The organism is Pseudogulbenkiania sp. AW2-16 (assembly GCF_056824575.1).
Genome location: NZ_CP157668.1, coordinates 3,259,998 through 3,277,091 on the forward strand (window position 1 = coordinate 3,259,998; position 17,094 = coordinate 3,277,091).

The 17,094-nt window shown below is 59.2% G+C and carries 17 protein-coding genes and 1 pseudogene; 10 read left to right on the plus strand and 8 right to left on the minus strand.

The genetic code is table 11. The annotated features are described in order from the left end of the window. The 4 genes from ABKF58_RS15905 to ABKF58_RS15920 all read left to right on the plus strand — a co-directional run bounded on the left by ABKF58_RS15905 (window position 1) and on the right by ABKF58_RS15920 (window position 5,089). Complete coding sequence (locus tag ABKF58_RS15905) at window positions 1–669, plus strand: HAD family hydrolase (RefSeq protein ID WP_482581896.1); 669 nt, start codon at window positions 1–3, stop codon at window positions 667–669. Between the two features lie 58 nt (window positions 670–727). Then, window positions 728–2,353, plus strand: a complete 1,626-nt coding sequence (locus ABKF58_RS15910) for a Na/Pi cotransporter family protein (protein WP_482581898.1) — start codon at window positions 728–730, stop codon at window positions 2,351–2,353. Window positions 2,354–2,381: 28 nt separating this feature from the next. After that, entirely contained in the window at window positions 2,382–3,362 is a 981-nt protein-coding gene (locus tag ABKF58_RS15915; protein WP_482581900.1) for a sugar phosphate isomerase/epimerase family protein, read from the plus strand. Window positions 3,363–3,898: 536 nt separating this feature from the next. Then, the gene (locus ABKF58_RS15920) at window positions 3,899–5,089 is read left to right on the plus strand and encodes a tyrosine-type recombinase/integrase (protein ID WP_482581901.1); all 1,191 of its coding nucleotides are present in this window, start codon (window positions 3,899–3,901) and stop codon (window positions 5,087–5,089) included. A 143-nt stretch (window positions 5,090–5,232) separates the two neighbouring features. On the opposite strand, the gene ABKF58_RS15925 is transcribed toward ABKF58_RS15920, so the two are convergent. Beyond that, entirely contained in the window at window positions 5,233–5,439 is a 207-nt protein-coding gene (locus tag ABKF58_RS15925) for a helix-turn-helix transcriptional regulator (RefSeq protein WP_482581903.1), read from the minus strand. 469 nt (window positions 5,440–5,908) lie between these two features. On the opposite strand from ABKF58_RS15925, the gene ABKF58_RS15930 reads away from it, so the two are divergent. Then, window positions 5,909–6,949 carry an IS110 family RNA-guided transposase gene (locus ABKF58_RS15930; protein WP_482581311.1) on the plus strand — a complete coding sequence of 347 codons (1,041 nt, stop codon included), beginning with the start codon at window positions 5,909–5,911 and terminating at the stop codon, window positions 6,947–6,949. 402 nt (window positions 6,950–7,351) lie between these two features. Here the strand turns inward: ABKF58_RS15930 and ABKF58_RS15935 are convergent, their stop codons facing one another. The 5 genes from ABKF58_RS15935 to ABKF58_RS15955 all read right to left on the minus strand — a co-directional run bounded on the left by ABKF58_RS15935 (window position 7,352) and on the right by ABKF58_RS15955 (window position 10,927). Then, complete coding sequence (locus tag ABKF58_RS15935; RefSeq protein ID WP_482581905.1) at window positions 7,352–7,747, minus strand: chromate resistance protein ChrB domain-containing protein; 396 nt, start codon at window positions 7,745–7,747, stop codon at window positions 7,352–7,354. A 5-nt stretch (window positions 7,748–7,752) separates the two neighbouring features. Continuing rightward, the gene (locus ABKF58_RS15940) at window positions 7,753–8,094 is read right to left on the minus strand and encodes a hypothetical protein (protein WP_482581907.1); all 342 of its coding nucleotides are present in this window, start codon (window positions 8,092–8,094) and stop codon (window positions 7,753–7,755) included. A 29-nt stretch (window positions 8,095–8,123) separates the two neighbouring features. Continuing rightward, entirely contained in the window at window positions 8,124–8,621 is a 498-nt protein-coding gene (locus tag ABKF58_RS15945) for a superoxide dismutase (protein WP_482581909.1), read from the minus strand. Between the two features lie 125 nt (window positions 8,622–8,746). Continuing rightward, complete coding sequence (locus tag ABKF58_RS15950) at window positions 8,747–9,937, minus strand: chromate transporter (protein ID WP_482581910.1); 1,191 nt, start codon at window positions 9,935–9,937, stop codon at window positions 8,747–8,749. A 36-nt stretch (window positions 9,938–9,973) separates the two neighbouring features. Further along, window positions 9,974–10,927, minus strand: coding sequence for a chromate resistance protein ChrB domain-containing protein (locus ABKF58_RS15955; protein WP_482581912.1), 954 nt, complete (start codon window positions 10,925–10,927; stop codon window positions 9,974–9,976). Between the two features lie 272 nt (window positions 10,928–11,199). Between ABKF58_RS15955 and ABKF58_RS15960 the strand changes: the two are divergent. From ABKF58_RS15960 to ABKF58_RS15975, 4 genes and pseudogenes are all read left to right on the plus strand, one after another. After that, window positions 11,200–11,390, plus strand: a pseudogene (locus ABKF58_RS15960) (metal-sensing transcriptional repressor). 64 nt (window positions 11,391–11,454) lie between these two features. Then, the gene (locus ABKF58_RS15965) at window positions 11,455–12,504 is read left to right on the plus strand and encodes a DMT family transporter (RefSeq protein WP_482581913.1); all 1,050 of its coding nucleotides are present in this window, start codon (window positions 11,455–11,457) and stop codon (window positions 12,502–12,504) included. 674 nt (window positions 12,505–13,178) lie between these two features. Next, a complete protein-coding gene (locus tag ABKF58_RS15970; protein ID WP_482581914.1) occupies window positions 13,179–13,928 on the plus strand; it encodes a Crp/Fnr family transcriptional regulator in 750 nt (249 codons plus the stop codon). A gap of 158 nt (window positions 13,929–14,086) precedes the next feature. Continuing rightward, window positions 14,087–14,443 carry a DUF2141 domain-containing protein gene (locus ABKF58_RS15975; protein ID WP_482581916.1) on the plus strand — a complete coding sequence of 119 codons (357 nt, stop codon included), beginning with the start codon at window positions 14,087–14,089 and terminating at the stop codon, window positions 14,441–14,443. Window positions 14,444–14,625: 182 nt separating this feature from the next. Here the strand turns inward: ABKF58_RS15975 and ABKF58_RS15980 are convergent, their stop codons facing one another. After that, window positions 14,626–15,678 carry an AI-2E family transporter gene (locus ABKF58_RS15980; protein ID WP_482581918.1) on the minus strand — a complete coding sequence of 351 codons (1,053 nt, stop codon included), beginning with the start codon at window positions 15,676–15,678 and terminating at the stop codon, window positions 14,626–14,628. A 186-nt stretch (window positions 15,679–15,864) separates the two neighbouring features. Beyond that, entirely contained in the window at window positions 15,865–16,008 is a 144-nt protein-coding gene (locus ABKF58_RS15985) for a lmo0937 family membrane protein (protein WP_008952650.1), read from the minus strand. A gap of 229 nt (window positions 16,009–16,237) precedes the next feature. Between ABKF58_RS15985 and ABKF58_RS15990 the strand changes: the two genes are divergently transcribed. Further along, complete coding sequence (locus ABKF58_RS15990; RefSeq protein WP_482581920.1) at window positions 16,238–16,873, plus strand: hypothetical protein; 636 nt, start codon at window positions 16,238–16,240, stop codon at window positions 16,871–16,873. Window positions 16,874–17,094 lie beyond the last annotated feature (221 nt).

The following is a 17,094-nucleotide window of genomic DNA, read 5'->3' on the forward strand; positions in this document are numbered from 1 at the left end:
ATGGCACTGGGAATTTTCGACATGGACGACACCCTGGTGGATGGCGACAGCGCCAATCTCTGGCTGCACTACCTGGTGGAGCGCGGTCTGGCGCCTGCCGAGATGCTGCCGCGCGAAGCCGAGCTGCTGCAGGCCTACCGCGATGGCCGGGTGGACATGCACGAATACATGCGCTTTGCGCTGATCCCGCTGCGCGGCCTCGGCCTGGACACCGTGCAGGGCTGGCTGGCGCCCTTCGTCGAGCACATCATCCTGCCGCGCATTTTCCCGCAGGCGCTACGCCAGCTGGAGTGGCACCGCGCCCGCCAGGACCGGCTACTGGTGATCTCCGCCACCGGTGAGCACCTGGTCAACGCCATCGCGCGCCAGCTGGGCGTGGCGGATTCGATCGGTATCCAGCTGGCAACTCGTGATGGCTGTTACAGCGGCGATACCCACGGCGTGCTGAGCTATCGCGAAGGCAAGGTAACCCGCTTGCATCAATGGCTGCACGACGAGGGCGAATCGCTGCACGACAGCTACGGCTACAGTGACTCGCTGAATGACGTGCCGCTGCTGGAAGCCGTCACCCATCGCCATGCCATCAACCCCGACGCCACCCTGCGCCGTATTGCCGGCGAGCGCGGCTGGCAAGTCCTGTGCTGGCAGCACGCGGCGCAACAGGCCTGAACCCGGTCCCGCTGCGGCGGGATCATCGCAGCGCCGGCAAGGCGCAAGCGAGGTAAGCATGTTTACAGTGTTATTGCATCTTGCCGGCGGTGTCGCCCTGCTGACCTGGGGCCTGCACATGGTGGAATCGGGCATCATGCGCGCCTGGGGCGCCGGGCTGCGCCACGTGATGGCCGGCAGCCTCGGCAACCGTTTCAAGGCGTTTTTTGCCGGCATGGGTGTGACCGCGGTACTGCAAAGCAGCACCGCCACCGGCCTGATCGCCTCGGCCTTTGCCGGCCGTAAGCTGATGACGCCCGTCACCGGACTGGCCATCATGCTGGGCGCCAATGTCGGCTCCACGCTGATCGTGCAGGCGTTCTCGCTGGACCTGAGCTGGCTGTCGCCCGCCTGTCTGGTCATCGGCATGGCCCTGTTCGAACGCGGCAAGGGCTCGCAACACGGCAACATTGGCCGCGCCCTGATCGGCCTTGGCCTGATGCTGCTGGCGCTGGCGCTGCTGGTCGGCACCATGCGACAAGCCGAAAGCGCCCCGGCAGTGCGCAGCATTCTGGCGGTGCTATCCGGCCAACCCCTGCTCACCGCCGCCATCGCTGCCGTGCTGACCTGGGCGGCGCACTCCAGCACACCGGTAGTGCTGCTGGTGATGTCGCTGTCCGGCAGCCATGCCATGGCGCTGGACACCGCCTTGTCGATGGTGCTGGGCGCCAATATCGGCAGCGCGCTGAACCCGTATATCGAGGGAGCCAAGAGCGAGGACAACCTGCGCAAGCGCCTGCCCACCGGCAATCTGCTGCTGCGCGGCGGCGTCTGCCTGCTGCTGTTGCCGTTTGTCTCCGTGCTGGCATCGCTGCTGCACGCGAGCAGCACCGATAGTGCCCAGCTGATCGCCCACGTGCACACGCTGCTGAACCTGGCGATTGCCCTGCTGTTCATCGGCCTGTTGGACCCGTTGGCCACCGCCTTGGAACGACTGCTGCCAGACAACCGCGAAGCAGAAAGCCCCGATGCCCCACGCTATCTGGACCCGTCAGCCATCGCCTCGCCATCGCTGGCGCTGGCCTGTGCCACACGCGAAGCCCTGCACATGGGCGATGTCGTGGGCGACATGCTACGCCGCAGCCTGCCGGCCCTGCTGCAAGGCGATCGTCGCCTGGTCGGCGAAGTAATGCGCCGAGACGATGCGGTGGACAGTCTGCACGAGGCGATCAAGCTGTACGTTACCGCAGTCACACGAGAAGGGCTGGAGCCGGCCGATGCGCGCCGCGCCATGTCGATCATGTCTTTCGTCATCAATATGGAGCATATCGGCGACATCGTGGACAAAAACCTGATGGAGCTGGCCAGCAAGAAGATCAAGGGCAAGCTGTGCTTTTCTGCCGAAGGCGCCACCGAACTACAGGCACTGCACGAGCAGGTACTGGAAAGTTTCCAGCGCGCCCAGGCGGCGTTTGTCTCCAGCTGCGTGAAAACCGCCGAGCGCATCCTGGACGACAAGGTCATTGTGCGCGACCTGGAGCGCGAAGGCGCCGACAACCATTTGCTGCGCCTGCGCGATGGCCGCCCGGAAAGCATTCTGTCCAGCTCGCTGCACCTGGATGTACTGCGCGATCTGAAACGCATCCATTCGCACATCTGCGCCACGGCCTATCCGATTCTGGAACAGCAGGCACCCCAGTCATGAACCGACACCCTTTCACGGAGAACACCGCATGTTAACCACGGCCAACGCCGCCAAGGTGGTACAACGCATCGACACTATCCCGCTATTCCTTCATGCCTACGCCTATCACCTCAACATGCGCTGCGGCAGAATCCTGCCTGCCGATCTGCTGGATATCGCGCACCCGCAGCAGTTGGCCGGCGTGAAGATCCACGTGCTGGATGGCGAAGCCGCCGCCTTGTGCCATGCCGGCCCGGAAGAATTGCAGGGATTTGGCGCCCGGGCCGCGGCGCTGGGGCTGGAACTGCATATCGAAACCAGCGCCTCCGACGCCGTGGCCATTGACGAGGCCGTGCGCATCGCCCGTCATACAGGCGCCCGTTCAGTGCGCTTTTATCCGCGTTACGAAGGCCATCTGCACGATGTATTAGGCCAGGTGGCAGCAGACATCCGGTCCATGAAGGCACGCTACAGCGACAGCGACTTGCGCTTCACCATTGAACAGCACGAGGACCTGACCAGCCACGAGCTGGTCGCGCTGGTGGCTGGCAGCGATTGGCCGCAACTGTCGATCCTGTTCGACTTCGCCAACATGATCAACGCCAATGAAGCCCCGCTGGCGGCGCTGGACGCCATGGCCGCCCACGTTACCGAAGTGCACATCAAAGACGCGCGCATCGTGGCCGAGGCCACCGGCAATGGCCACCTCGCCTGTCGCTCCGGCCAGGGGGAGCTACCGTTTCGCGCCCTGCTCACCCGTCTGCTCTGCCTCGGCGACAAGCAGCCGCAAGTCCGTGCCTATGGTCTGGAAGAAGAAGTGGATTACTACGCCCCGCCATTTCGCCACGATAACGAAGGTCCGAACCCGTGGATCCCCTGGCGCGAAATGAGCGAGACCCCACTACCGGAGCACGATCTGCCCGCGAGATTGCAGCAGGAAATCGATGATGCCGCCGCGCAACTGGCCTTTGTGCGCCAGACACTGGCACTCATTCGCGCAGAGGCAATGGGCTTCCTTGGTGAGGGCTGAAAACGCCCAAGAGCTTGGACTTGCCCCCGGTTGAGCGCCAGTGCGGCACCCGTCCCAGCGAGGCCGCAAAGTCAGGGCCGAACCTTAGCCCTTGGCATTGCCGGCGGCGGCCGACAGTTGGCTGGCGGTGATCGGGCCGATACCGATGGCGCGACAACTTGGGAAGGCCGATCGGAGCGCCTAATCTGCAGCTGGCCCCCTCTCCAACAAGCGAATCGGGAATGATCTGAGGTGTCTCAGCTTTGGCTCAGTACCCCAGCAAAATAAATAGCGGGTATACAAGCGGGTATAAAACGACTGGGATTCTATAAATTCCCTTGCAATTCAAAAGGATAAAGTCTAAATGCTGCTTATGATCGATAGCGGGCACAGCAGTTTCTCCCGGTTCGCTTAAGTTCGCCACATGCCTGCCAACCGTGCCGGCACCTCCTCGTCTCGTTCATGACAGTTCGCTGCTGACCAGAGCCATCCGCGCAAATTGTGAGTAAGATTGTGAGTAACGGTTTTTACTCACTTTTCCGTTTCTGGTTACTCACATGATCTCTGATACCAAAATCCGCCAAGCCAAACCACAGGAGAAGGTCTATCGCCTGTCCGATGCGAAAGGCTTGGCACTAGAGGTTCGTCCGACTGGCCAGAAAATTTGGCGCTATCGCTTTAGGTTGGCCGGCAAGGCCAACATGTTCACCCTTGGTGATTACCCTACCATCAGTTTGGCCGAGGCACGCCAGAAACTAGAAGAAGCTCGTGCGCTTGTCGCCCAAGGCATCAACCCCAACACGGCTAAGCGCACCGCTGTGAGTAACCGGATTGAAGAGAACAAGAACACCTTCCGACTCGTAGCGGAGGACTGGATTTCTGCCAATACGCACTGGTCCGAGAGTTACCGACGGCAGGTGCGCCGCACTCTGGATGCGGATGCCATACCAAAAATTGGCGACTTACCAATTCGTGACATTTCTTCGGCCCAAGTGCTTGAGATCATCAATGTGGTGCTGAAACGGAATGCACCCATCGTCGCCAGGAATCTGCGGCAGTGGATCGGAGCAGCCTTCCGTCATGGCATCACGACATTGCGGTGTGAGCTTGATCCGACGCAGCCCCTAAGCGGCGTGGTCAAGCGTGGCAAAATCAAACACCACCAGCCGCTGAAACTTGAAACCCTGCCAAAGTTTCTTCAGTCGCTGGAAGCCTACAAGGGATATGGCATCGCCAAGCCGGCGGCACAGTTCATGCTGATGACTTTCGTCCGGACCATCGAGATTCGCCGGGCTGAGTGGTCTCAGTTCGATCTTGAAAGCTGCACTTGGCGCATTCCAGAGGAATTGATGAAGATGAAGACGGAACATATCGTTCCGCTGTCAACACAGGCAGTAGCATTGTTGCGAGAACTGCACAAATTCACTGGCCATCGGCGGTTCGTGTTCCCAAACACACGCCGTCCCGATGAATCCATTACGGCGACCACGATAAACCGTGTGATTGAATACATTGGATTCAAGGGCGTGGTGTCTGGCCATGGATTCCGCTCGACAGCCTCAACTATGCTGCACGAACTGGGCTATCCCGAGCTGGTGATTGAGCGCCAGTTGGCCCACTTGGAGCGCAACAAGGTCAAAGCCGCGTACAACCACGCCCAGTTCTTGGCTGAACGCCGCGCGATGATGCAGGACTGGTCAGACTACCTCGACAAAGCGAAGGCAAAACGGGAAGTGTCATCCATCTGAAACCGTCCGAATTCGGACGGTTTCCTGTATCCCACCAGTTGCCACTACCGCTCTGGGACGGCTCGTTCGAGATTGTCGCGTGCCCCAAGGGCCGCCTACCTTCACCTGTGACCGTAAACCCGGCGTCAATGTAACCGTGCAGATCAAATAACCGATCGGCTAGCCAGCTTCTGTTCTTCGATCCAGGCATCCAGATCCATCTCGTCCCACCCTGAAACTCGTCCGATTTTCACCGGCCTCGGGAAGTCCCCTGATTTCATACGTGCGTAGATCGTTGTTTTCCCAAGGCCCATTTTGGCCTTCACCTGGGGCAGTCGCAAAATTTTTCGCATTTCCGCACCATCGCTCAATTTCGGTTTCGATGGTTATATTCAACACTGTTCCAATAAAAAAACCGCTTCGAAAAACAGGGGGTTTTGCCCCTTTTTCGTTACGAACAGCACCTAGGTTGCCATTTCAGCCCATTAGACCCTCGTTCTTGAGCCCACAGCCGAGATGCTCCTCGCGGAGGACGACACAAGTGGACCAGTCCACCGATCCATGACCAGCGCGCGCACTAGATACGAAATCCAAATCTGCATAACCAACGTGCTGTTGGTTACTGCGCGCGTGGGATCGGCCGGTCATCCTGTTCCTGGCACCAGCGATGGGGCGCTACCTGCCTTTCAGGGGCGAACCGCGCTGAACGACAGCTCTCAATCTAGCGAATGCGCGCTTCCGACCCAAAGCAATGGGATGGACTCCTCCCTCCTGATACGGCATCAACGCGCCAGACTGGAGGCGTCAACAAACCAGTCAAAACGGAACGAGGAGTCCACCATGAAGATTATGCGCATCGGCATCGATTTGGCCAAAAACGTTTTCCAGATTCATGGGGTGGATGCTCATGAGCACCCTGTGTGTCGCCGGCAACTGCGTCGTCATCAACTCCTGGAGTTCTTCCAGAAACTCGAACCCTGCCTGATCGGCATGGAAGCCTGTGCCGGTGCGCATCATTGGGCACGTCAGCTCCAGGCAATGGGACACACGGTCAAGTTGATTGCCCCGCAATTTGTGAAGGCTTATCTGAAGGGCAACAAGAATGATGCCAACGATGCAGAAGCGATTTGCGAAGCGGTCAGCAGACCGGGAATGCGTTTTGTACCGATCAAAACGATTGAGCAGCAGGATCTGCAGGCATTGCACCGCATTCGGACCGAACTGATTCACCAGCGGACCGCCAAGGTCAATCAGATTCGCGGCTTGCTGACTGAGTATGGAATCGTGATCGCGGTGACCGTGAAGCAATTGCGTCAGGCGTTACCACTCATCCTGGAGGATGCAGAAAACGGCCTCTCGGCGTGCTTCCGTCATCTGCTGGATGGTCTGCGCGAAGATCTGGTGTATCTGGACGAACAAATTGCCATCGTAGATCAGGACATGGTACGCCAAGCCAATGAAAATGCGATGGCCAGAAAGCTGCAGCAACTACGCGGTATTGGCCCCATTACCGCCACTGCACTGGTGGCCGCCATTGGCAACGCCAAGGACTTCAAGCGGGGGCGGGATCTTGCTGCGTGGCTGGGACTGGTCCCTGCTCAGCACAGCAGTGGCGGCAAAGACCGGTTACTGGGGATCAGCAAGCGAGGTAATACCTATCTGCGCACTTTGGTCATTCACGGGGCGCGAGCGGTCGTTCGCGCCGCTGCGACACAAACAGATCGCCTCAGTTGCTGGATTCAAAGCCTGTGCGCCCGTCGCAACAATAATATTGCCGCGGTCGCCTTGGCCAACAAGACGGTACGCCTAGCCTGGGCGCTGATGACGCGGGAAGCGGATTACGACCCAGATTATGGGCAGGCAGGAGACACAGTGTCCTGAGCATTCGGGTTGGACAGGGCCTCGGCAACGAGATGATCAACGCTTAACCCATCTTCACGATTGCGCAGCATGAAGCAGTGATGGCGAACAGGTCGAACCGGCGTCGGAAGAACCCGAAAACTGGCCAAGTGCGAACAGCACGACAAAGCAATAGGGATCTGGCGCGCGGATAGCCCATTATGGCCCGGGCAATTAAGCCCAACTCAGAGGCCGGATATACGTAAGCAGTCGATCCGAACTCCAGAGCTGTGAAATGTGTGCAAACCGGGAGGAGTCCATATACGGCCAATCAATAATGATGTCAACGGTGAAATCGGCTACTCAGGTAGAGTCGCTTTGTCACATTTTTGGCGGCCAATTATGCGTCTCCGCCTGGCAGTCCTTGCACCAAGTGTACAGTGCCTAATACATCACCAGCCCGTGCTGCAGCATCTCGTGATCGTCGGCATAGACCTGGGACAGCCCGAGAGAGAGGGCGTATAGCCCTGCGGATTGCGGGGTCAGATCGAGCCGCGAGGTGTCGGCTCCGCGCACGATGACGGCAAGCTGCTGCAGCGCCGGATCGTCGGTAAGTCCGTACTGTTTCAGGAAGGCATCGAAGCTGCACAGTTCGCCCTCATGCGAAAGCTCGACACCAGGAATGTCGTACGGGATCGCTCCCGTCTCTGCCGCCACCTTCAGCACATCGGCCGGCGGTACGAACAGAAACTCGGGTGACTTGTCGATAAAGCGTGTAATGAGCCAAGGGCAGGCTATGCGGTCGATCTTCGACCGCTCGCGAGTGATCCACTTCATCATGCCTCCTATTGCAGCTGCTGCCTGGAACGGTACGGCTCCACCTGCACATCGGTGATGTCCATGCCGTTATCCCGAAAAATCAGCCCCTTGCCTTCCCGCACGATTGCTACGCACTGCTCAGGCGCACCCAGTGGCACGCTCAGACATAGCCGGTTGTCGTGAATCGACCAGCGCCCCTTGCGGGGTCGCCCCATTTCGACGCCATCGATGCTCCCGTCAGGCTTCAGGTGATAGGTCCAGTGATGGCCATCCGTGGCTACCTTGCCAACGAAGGTCTTGTTAATTTCTGCGCCTGACAAGGTATGCCGACTCAGTGGTTGCGCAGCCATGGCGACACTTGAGGCCATGGCGAAGCCGGCCGCTACCATCCAAACCCTTACGCATTGCCGGCCACGGCACTGAACCGCTGCTGCACGGCCGGCCAGTTGATGCTCTGCATGAAGGCATCGACGTAAGCACCTGCCTTTGCGCCGTAGTCCATGTGGTAGGCGTGCTCGTACATATCCAGCGCCAGGATCGGCGTGGCACCGACCAAGGTATGGGCATGGTCGGATGCCCATTGGTTGATCAGTTTGCGGTCGCGTGGTGACCAGGTCAGCAATACCCAGCCCGAACCGCCGCCCAGTGCCTTGCCCATGGCGCTGAATTCGGCTGCCCAGCGTTCAACGCTGCCGAAGTCGCGAGCCAGGGCATCGGCGAGGTGGCTGAGTGGTGCACTGCCAGCTCCGCCCAGGCTGTCGAAATACAGCTCGTGCAGGATCATCGAATTGGCGGCGATCAATTCTTCGCGCTTCAGACCATTGAGTTCGAACACTGCAGCGCTGGTGAAGTCCAGGCCCTGCAAGCGTGTGCTGATGGCGTTCAGGCGTTTCACCGCGCCGCTGTAGTTGTTCTCGTGATGGCTGCGGATGAGCTGGTCCTACAGTCCGTTGAGGCTGGCGGGGCCGCAGGCCAAGGGCTGGATCTGGTAAGTCATGGACACTCTCCTCTCGGTTGATTTCAGTGGTGCAACAGCGGATACAGCAGCAGGCCGATCGCAGCAGCGCCAACGACGATCACCGGTTCTTGCAGCTTTTTGAAGCGCCACAGCAACAGGATGGTGACGATCGCCAGCAATACGGTTGGTACATCGACCAGCGAGCGTTTTGCGATCACGATGACCGAGCCGGTGATCGCGCCCACGGCCGCCGCAGTGATGCCGTTCACGAACGCCACCACCCCCGGCAACTTGCCGTACTTCTTGAAATACGGTGCGGGCAGCACGGTGAACAGGTAGCACGGCAGGAAGGTGCCCAGCGCCGCCACGCACGCACCGGGAAAACCCGCGACCAGGTAGCCGATGAAGCCCACCGTGATGACCACCGGCCCCGGCGTAATCATCGCCACGGCCACGGCATCGACGAATTGCTTGTCGTTGAGCCAGTGGTGCTCGGTCACGACGCCTCCGTAGAGGAACGGGACGATCGCCAGCCCTGAGCCGAAGACAAATGCGCCGGCCTTGGTGAAGAAGAGGCCGATCTGGCTCAGCAGCGACAGATCCAAGCCGGCCAGCAGGTTGCTGGCAGCTGGCACCTGGGCGGCAGTGACCGCATTCAGACTGCCTTTGCCCAGCCATTTGGGCGGTGCGCGCAAGAACCAGCCAAGCACCCCGGCCGCCACGAACAGCCAGGCGATTTCCGACTCGGTGATGACCGTCACGGCGAGGAGGGTCAGGTAGATGGCCCACAACAGTTTGTCCTTGCCGACGCTCTTGGTCGTCAGCTTGTGGGCGCTGATCGCAATGATGCCGATCACGGCGGCGCCGACCCCGTAGAACACGGCCTGCATCCAGTGCAGCCCGCCAAACTGCTGGTAGGCCCAGCCCAGTGCCACCACCATCAGGAACGAGGGCAGCACGAAAGCCAGCCCGACCAGCGTGGCGCCCAGAGTGCGGTAATGCACATAGCCGAGATAAATGGCGGTTTGCGCGGCCAGCGGCCCGGGGGCGAGCTGGGCCAGCGCTAACCCCTCCTTATAGTCGGCCTCCGTAATCCAGCCATGGCGCTCAACCAGGTCGCGGTGCATGTAGCCGACCAGAGCCACCGGGCCACCGAAGCCGAAGCTGCCAAGGCGCAGGAAGTACAGCACCAGCTGCCACAAGGTGTAGGCTGGATGCGTACTGATGGGGACGGTATTGCTGGTATTGCTCAAGGTGATCTCCTGCTACAGAAGTGTTGCTAGAGGGCCTTACGGTCTGGCCGCGCCCTGGAAGTGGGTATAGAGCGAGTCCAGGACGTTGCTGATGTCGGCCAGCAGCAGGTCATCGTCTACGATCCGGCTGCGTGCGCCACCCAGTACAGCCTCGAAGCCGACACCCTCGGGCACCACGCTGCCGCCGACATCGAGTGCGTGCACCAGCTCACCGAGTCGGGCCAAGGCCTGGTCGTGCTCGAAGCCGAAACTCGCCAGTAGCACCTCGAACGTCACCCGCTCTCCGATATGGGAAAACGTCGCCCCGTCGAAATCGAAACCCAGCGCCTCCAACGGGCAAGCGTGAACGTCGGTCAGCCAAATGAAACGGGCGGCGGGGTCAATGAAGCGACGGATCAGCCAGGCCGAGGCGACACGATCGACCCACGGGCGGGCTCGCGTAGCCCATAGCCGCTTTTGGTAGCCGGCCGGGTTGAGACGGGGGATGTCTCCACCAACCGCCAATGGCTCATCTGGCGAGTAGTGGCGGGTCAGCCGCTTCTCCGCGTCGTTGCATTGCCGACGAGCTGACTCCAGCGACTCACCGGCAAAAAAGTCGATGGTGGCGATCGTTTCCAGCTCCTTGCGCAGCTGGCGCAGACTGCGCCGGGCTTCGCTCTCCGACTCCGGTAGCTGTGCCAGCAGCGCCGCCAGCTCCTCGCTCCATTGCTGGTAGGCCTCGCTCCGGTCGAACAGCGCCTGCCATTCCGCCTGGGTTGCGGGGGAGTCTTCCACCACCTGCAGTACGTGGGCCATGCCATCTGCGGCCAACAGCTCATCGCGCAAGTTCGCCAGCGCTTGGCGCAGTTCAGGCCGGGCCGGCAACAGGTAGACGCCATCGCGTAGCGCGGCAGCACCGATCGCTTTCATTTGCCGCCATAGCCGCACACGCAGGGTGCCGTTTTGTCCGCTCACGCTGGTGACCAAAGCGAGCCAGTTGATCTGATTCATTTCGCCTCCTTTGAAATGAAGATTACACTATTTGTAATGTATGTAATATTACGTTTAGCGCAAAGCTCATTACATTTGCTCGTGATCGGACTGGGAGCCGACACGAGCCTGGACATCCCAAGCTTCAGGAAAGCCTAGCGGTCAGCCCTCGGCTTTCTTGTCTTTTCCTATCCTCCTGGATAGGATACGAAGCCATGAGTACACACACCTCCCACCCCGACATCATCAAGCGGCTCAAGCGAGCCGATGGCCACCTCAAGAGCATCATTGCCATGCTCGAAGAGGGCGCAGCTGCCTGGACATTGCCCAGCAGCTTCAGGCCGTCGAAAGCGCTGTCACCAACGCCAAGAAAATTCTGGTGCATGACCATATCGAGCACTGCCTGGAACATGCGGTGCGCGAGGGCCAGCAAAGCGCGGACGATACCCTGCGCGAGTTCAAAGAGATCACCAAATACTTGTAGCGGGCATATGTCCGGCGGGACTACCACCACAACAGGGCAACTACCTGGCAAGTGAGAGATCGCCATGAATTGGAAAGAAGGACTACGCCAGACTGGCGTGCCGGCGGCGCTGGGCGCAGCGCTGTTATTTGGCGCAGGAACGCCGTTTGCCAAACTGCTGCTGCATAACGTCAACCCATGGCTGCTGGCCGGGCTGCTCTACCTTGGCTCTGGCGTTGGCCTGACACTGTACCGTCGTCTGACGCGGGCACCTGCCGTCCGCTTGCCGCGTCATGAAGCCCCATGGTTTATAGGGGCCATCGTGTCGGGCGGTATCGTCGGGCCGGTGTTACTGATGCTGGGCCTGACTGGGATGCCGGCCTCCGGGGCGTCGCTGCTGCTCAATGCCGAGGGTGTGTTCACGGCGCTGCTGGCCTGGTTCGCCTTCAAGGAAAACTTCGACCACCGCATTGCATTGGGGATGGTGGCCATTGTTGCAGGGGCACTGATCCTGAGCTGGCCGGGAGAGGCGCGCTTCGCTGGCATGTGGCCGGCACTGGCGGTCGTTGGCGCTTGCTTCGCCTGGGGTATCGACAACAACCTGACGCGCAAAGTCTCCCTGACGGATGCAACCTGGATCGCCTCGGTCAAAGGATTGGCGGCCGGCTCGGTCAACCTGGCCCTGGCTTTAATGTTGGGAGCTTCTCTGCCGCCGCCGCCCAACCTCGGCGGGGCCATGATCGTTGGCTTCCTTGCCTATGGTGTGAGCTTGGCGCTGTTCGTGGTAGCGCTGCGCCACCTCGGCACTGCCCGCACTGGTGCCTACTTCTCTGTCGCACCGTTCTTCGGTGCCCTGCTGGCATTGACTATGGGGGAGCCGATCACGCTACCGTTGTTGCTTGCCGGTGGATTGATGGCCATCGGCATCTGGCTGCACCTCACCGAACGCCACGAGCACGTGCACACGCACGAAGCGTTGGAACATGAGCACGAGCATGTGCATGATGAGCATCACCAGCACGACCATGACTATCCGATCGCACCAGGCACCAAGCACCGTCATCAGCATCGGCACGACGTGCTGACGCATACCCACCCGCATTTCCCTGACTCACACCACAGGCACAAGCACTGAAACGATACAGGATGGGAGCTTTTACTGGCTCAGAAACAGCTTTGTATTTCGACACCCTTGCTCCGAGTGATCACCCTGATCGTTCAGTGATGCTCGTGAACGTCTGCTTGCCAAAGCGAGACCGACAGCAATGGGTCGAGAGCACACGTTCGCCAGCCAAGAAAGCCGCCGTTCGACTGTCTGATCACGGCAACGTCAGCTAACCGCTGCATTGCTGCCGCACCGGACTGCAACCGCCAACGGCCGCAATGGCCGACCTGCAGCTACCCAGGAGGGCTCAGCGGCAGATCGTAGGCCTTTCCTGACTATCAATCTACCCAGGTGATCTGCCTGCCTCACTCTAATACCTGCCATTGAAACTCGGACCGCTCGAACGGCAGTTGAGGGGCGATTGTGTTGAAAAACTGACTGTTTCAACTGCATTCGGCCCCTACCAAGGAGAGATTTCGAAATAGCCCCTTCCTTTCAGGTCTGTAATCGGGGATGCGGATTATTGTCAATCAATCCGATTTCGCCTCATCTTAGGCGCACCTGCAGGTATTCGCGCACGGTGCGGGTATTTAACGCCAGGGCCGCCCAGTCGATCTACTTTCTTGACCAGTCCAGCTGCCAAACCGCCCATACCCATGAACTATACTGCGTCGTATGGAGCCATTTATCGTTAGGTGCCTGCCATGCCCGAGACACCCACACCGCAACAAAACCATCTCCTGGCCGCCTTGCCAGCCGAAGTGCTAAACCGACTGATCCCTTACCTCGAATTGGAAGAACTGCCGCTCGGCAAGGTCTTATATGAGTCTGGAGACGCCTTGCGCCATGTCTTTTTCCCGACCGACGCCATCGTCTCGCTGCTCTACGTGATGGAAAGTGGTGCATCGGCGGAAATCTCGGTAGTCGGCAACGAGGGGCTCGTTGGCATTGCTGTCTTCATGGGAGGGGAAAGCACGCCGAGTCGGGCGATCGTGCAAAGCGCCGGTCACGCCTTCCGGCTAGCGGGGCCACGCTTCAAGGACGAGGTAAACCGCCACACCGAGTTGCTGCAACTGATGCTGCGCTACACCCAGGCCCTGATTACACAAATGGCCCAAACAGCGGTCTGCAACCGCCACCACTCGATTGACCAACAGCTGTGCCGTTGGCTGCTACTTTCACTCGATCGCCTACCGAGCAACCAATTGACAATGACCCAAGAGCTGATCGCCAACATGCTTGGCGTACGCCGCGAAGGGGTCACCGATGCCGCGGGCAAGTTGCAGAAGCTTGGCGTGATCGAATACAGCCGCGGGCATATCACCGTGCTGGATCGACCCAAACTGGAACAGCTGTGTTGCGAGTGTTACGCCGTAGTCAAGAAAGAAACAGATCGCCTGCTACCCTATGTCCCCGCTGCGCCCGCTCAAATAAAGGGGAAAACGGGGACATGAATCAGTCATCGACTTGGCAGCCTGCGATGGTTCTGCCAGACAAGCCCCCCGAAATCCGCGTTCTCACGGGAGTGAGATGGCTAGCATTGTGTGCCGTACTGGTGTTTACAAACCCTTATGGAGCCGCCTTTGCTACAGCACCCTGCCCAGGAATTCATGTGAAAATTCTGAACATTAAAAACAGCACGGGAACCATAGCTTGCGCACTTTTCGAGTCGTCCGTGGGCTTCCCGGCAGACTATCTGCGCTCTGCCACCAATCTCATGTCAATAAAGATTCGAGGTAAACAAGCGAGTTGCGACTTTCAAGACATTGCACCGGGAACATACGCGCTGGCCGTGGTTCATGATGAAAATATGAACGGAAAAATTGACACTAACTTGCTCGGCATTCCAACGGAAGGCTACGGTTTTTCAAACGACGCAAAAGCTTTACTTGGTACGCCTTCGTTCTCTGCCGTCCGCTTCACGTACGACGGCCGAAACCTGGACATGACAATAGGCTTGCATTATTGAGTACCGACTGTATCCCTGCCGAATATTCCTGCTTTCGTACTTCAGCCCAACCTATTCCGGGTTATCACGCCTGACAAGACATCCCAAACCACTTAGAAACGCGCAGCCAAGCTTGTTCATTGACCCTACAACTTCCTCCACAAAGGTACTTCTTCGGGCCTTACCCCGTGGAACCATCGGTATCAGGCCTGGCTGGACAGCAGCTCCTCGACGAAACGCAGTAACGCGGCAATGACCGTCAGCAACACCGGTCCGATGATCACACCGATCATGCCAAAGGCCGAAAGACCACCGATGACGCCGACGAATACGACCAGTATCGACACTGGCTCCTGGCTCGAAATCAGCAACGGTCGCAGCAGGTTGTCGGAGACCGTCACGCCGGCTCCCCAGATCAACATGAAGATCGCCCAACCCCATTGCGAAGTGGCGACCAAAGTACCAACCGCTGGCACCCAAACGAGAGCCGTGCCGCCGATCGGCAACAGCGCCAGAATAGCCGCCAGCACGCCAAACACCACGGCGGAGGGCAACCCCGCGATAGCGAAGCCGATACCTACCAATGCCCCTTGAGCGATAGCGGTCAGACCGGTGCCGTAGACCACTGCGCGTGTCGTGTTACCAACCAGCTTGAGCAACTTGCTCCTACGCTGAGGTTGCATCGGCACCAGGCGCACGGCACGGTTAAGCAGCTGACGGCCGTCGCGCAGTAGGAAGAACAGCAGGAATAGCATCATGAAGAAGTGGACGATCGTGCCCAAAGCGCTGAGCACGAAGCTACCCCCCGTCGACGCCAGCGACTGCAGCAGTATCTGTGCGCTGCTGACCAGCCAGCCCTGCAGCTGCTCGTTCGTGGCAGTGAGCTTCTGACGTAGCCACTCGGCAAGACTGCCGACGAGGGGGTACCGTTCCAATTGCGTGAGCAGATTGGCATCGAAACGCAGCGGCTGTTTTTGCAGATGCGTGACCAGATCCGCGAACTGATTCGCGAATGCCACGCCAAGGCTAAACACCGGACCCGCAAGCACAACCGGAACCAGCACCGTGATAATTCCCGCTGACAGACCGGCGCGTCCCTTCAGCACGCGCATCAGCCACCCATGCACTGGAGCCAACAAGAAAGCGAGACAGATACCCCAAGCAAGCGCCCCCCAAAAGGGCACGAGCATCCAGTACAGGGCGAGGGCAACGAGGGCCGCTACAACGATCACGAAGTACCTGCGGTAGTGGTCCAAGTTCACTCCTTGCCAATTGCCAAGCCAATTAATAGCGGAATTTAACAAGCCAAACAGGCATTGGCGCACTCTGCACAGAGCAAACCAGTCTATGGGTCCAGTTCATACCTGCGCCCAATCTGCGCTCCTTTGCTTGCCAACCTGCCAGATTGCCAATCCAAGGCGAGAACCATGTCGAGCGCCTGTCTAACGGCGGCCTGCGATCAGCTGGAACAGTATCACCACAATCGCAACAACCAGCAGGATATGAATGAACCCGCCAAGAGTGTACGAGGAAACCAAACCCAGTAACCACAAGACGACCAGGATGACCGCAATCGTCATAAGCATGTCTGTCACCTCTACAGCTGGACCTCAAATAGGGCGGCCGGAACCTTCTCAATAGATTGAATCGACCACCCTGTTCTAAACCCCTGCAATCATCACTTCACTATTCGCTCTTGTTTCCCCTTCCCCTGTCTTGCTGCTCTGTTTCGGGAGGTTGCATATCCGGGGGGCGTTTCTTGAGTTGCTCTTTTGGTCGTTGTTGAGTCGGTGACTGCTGAACGTCAGGCGCCTGTTGACGCTGTCCGGCGCGCGACCTGTCCGGGTTGTCCTGCTGTGGCCGCTGCCGTTGCTGGTCTTGCTGCTGCCGTTGCTGATTCTGCTGTTGTTGTTGTCGTTGCTGCTCTTGCTTCTGCCGCTCCTGATTCTGCTGTTGCTGCTGCCGTTGCTGGTCTTGCTGTTGCCGCTGCTGATTCTGCTGTTGCCGCTGCTGATTCTGCTGTTGCTGTTGCCGTTGCTGGTCTTGCTGCTGCCGTTGCTGATTCTGCTGTTGTTGTCGTTGCTGCTCTTGCTTCTGCCGCTCCTGATTCTGCTGTTGCAGTTGCCGTTGCTGGTCTTGCTGTTGCCGCTCCTGATTCTGCTGCTGCCGTTGCTGGTCTTGCTGCTGCCGTTGCTGATTCTGCTGTTGTTGTTGTCGTTGCTGCTCTTGCTTCTGCCGCTCCTGATTCTGCTGCTGTTGTCGTTGCTGCTCTTGCTGATGCCGCTCCTGATTCTGCTGTTGCCGTTGCTGGTCTTGCTGCTGCCGTTCCTGATTCTGCTGTTGCTGCTCTTGCTGTTGCTGATTCCGCTGCTGGAAATGCTGCTGCGTTATGGGCTCACGCGGCTGATAGCGGTAATTCTGGGAACGAATCGTATGCTGCTGCTCTACTGAGCGAGGGTAGCGATCCCCCGAATACTGCTGCTGGTAGATCGGCAACGGTGCGGGAGGCGGAGCGGAGCGGTTGTCCCATCGGTCCCATCCGCCATGACGCCTTTCCCAATCGGGCCCCCAGTGTTCACCCCAACGGGGCGGCCGGTCGGCCCGCCAATAGCGGAAATACGCCGGAGGCCGGCGGTAGTAGCGCACCGGAACCCGTAGCACAAACAGCGGCA

Excerpts from the sequence above, each read along its gene's own strand:
- ABKF58_RS15955 (WP_482581912.1), bottom strand. The coding sequence starts at position 10,927 with ATGAATCAGATCAACTGGCTCGCTTTGGTCACCAGCGTGAGCGGACAA.
- ABKF58_RS15970 (WP_482581914.1), top strand. The coding sequence starts at position 13,179 with ATGCCCGAGACACCCACACCGCAACAAAACCATCTCCTGGCCGCCTTG.
- ABKF58_RS15910 (WP_482581898.1), top strand. The coding sequence starts at position 728 with ATGTTTACAGTGTTATTGCATCTTGCCGGCGGTGTCGCCCTGCTGACC.
- ABKF58_RS15920 (WP_482581901.1), top strand. The coding sequence starts at position 3,899 with ATGATCTCTGATACCAAAATCCGCCAAGCCAAACCACAGGAGAAGGTC.
- ABKF58_RS15905 (WP_482581896.1), top strand. The coding sequence starts at position 1 with ATGGCACTGGGAATTTTCGACATGGACGACACCCTGGTGGATGGCGAC.
- ABKF58_RS15930 (WP_482581311.1), top strand. The coding sequence starts at position 5,909 with ATGAAGATTATGCGCATCGGCATCGATTTGGCCAAAAACGTTTTCCAG.
- ABKF58_RS15985 (WP_008952650.1), bottom strand. The coding sequence starts at position 16,008 with ATGCTTATGACGATTGCGGTCATCCTGGTCGTCTTGTGGTTACTGGGT.
- ABKF58_RS15935 (WP_482581905.1), bottom strand. The coding sequence starts at position 7,747 with ATGATGAAGTGGATCACTCGCGAGCGGTCGAAGATCGACCGCATAGCC.
- ABKF58_RS15940 (WP_482581907.1), bottom strand. The coding sequence starts at position 8,094 with ATGGCCTCAAGTGTCGCCATGGCTGCGCAACCACTGAGTCGGCATACC.
- ABKF58_RS15915 (WP_482581900.1), top strand. The coding sequence starts at position 2,382 with ATGTTAACCACGGCCAACGCCGCCAAGGTGGTACAACGCATCGACACT.
- ABKF58_RS15965 (WP_482581913.1), top strand. The coding sequence starts at position 11,455 with ATGAATTGGAAAGAAGGACTACGCCAGACTGGCGTGCCGGCGGCGCTG.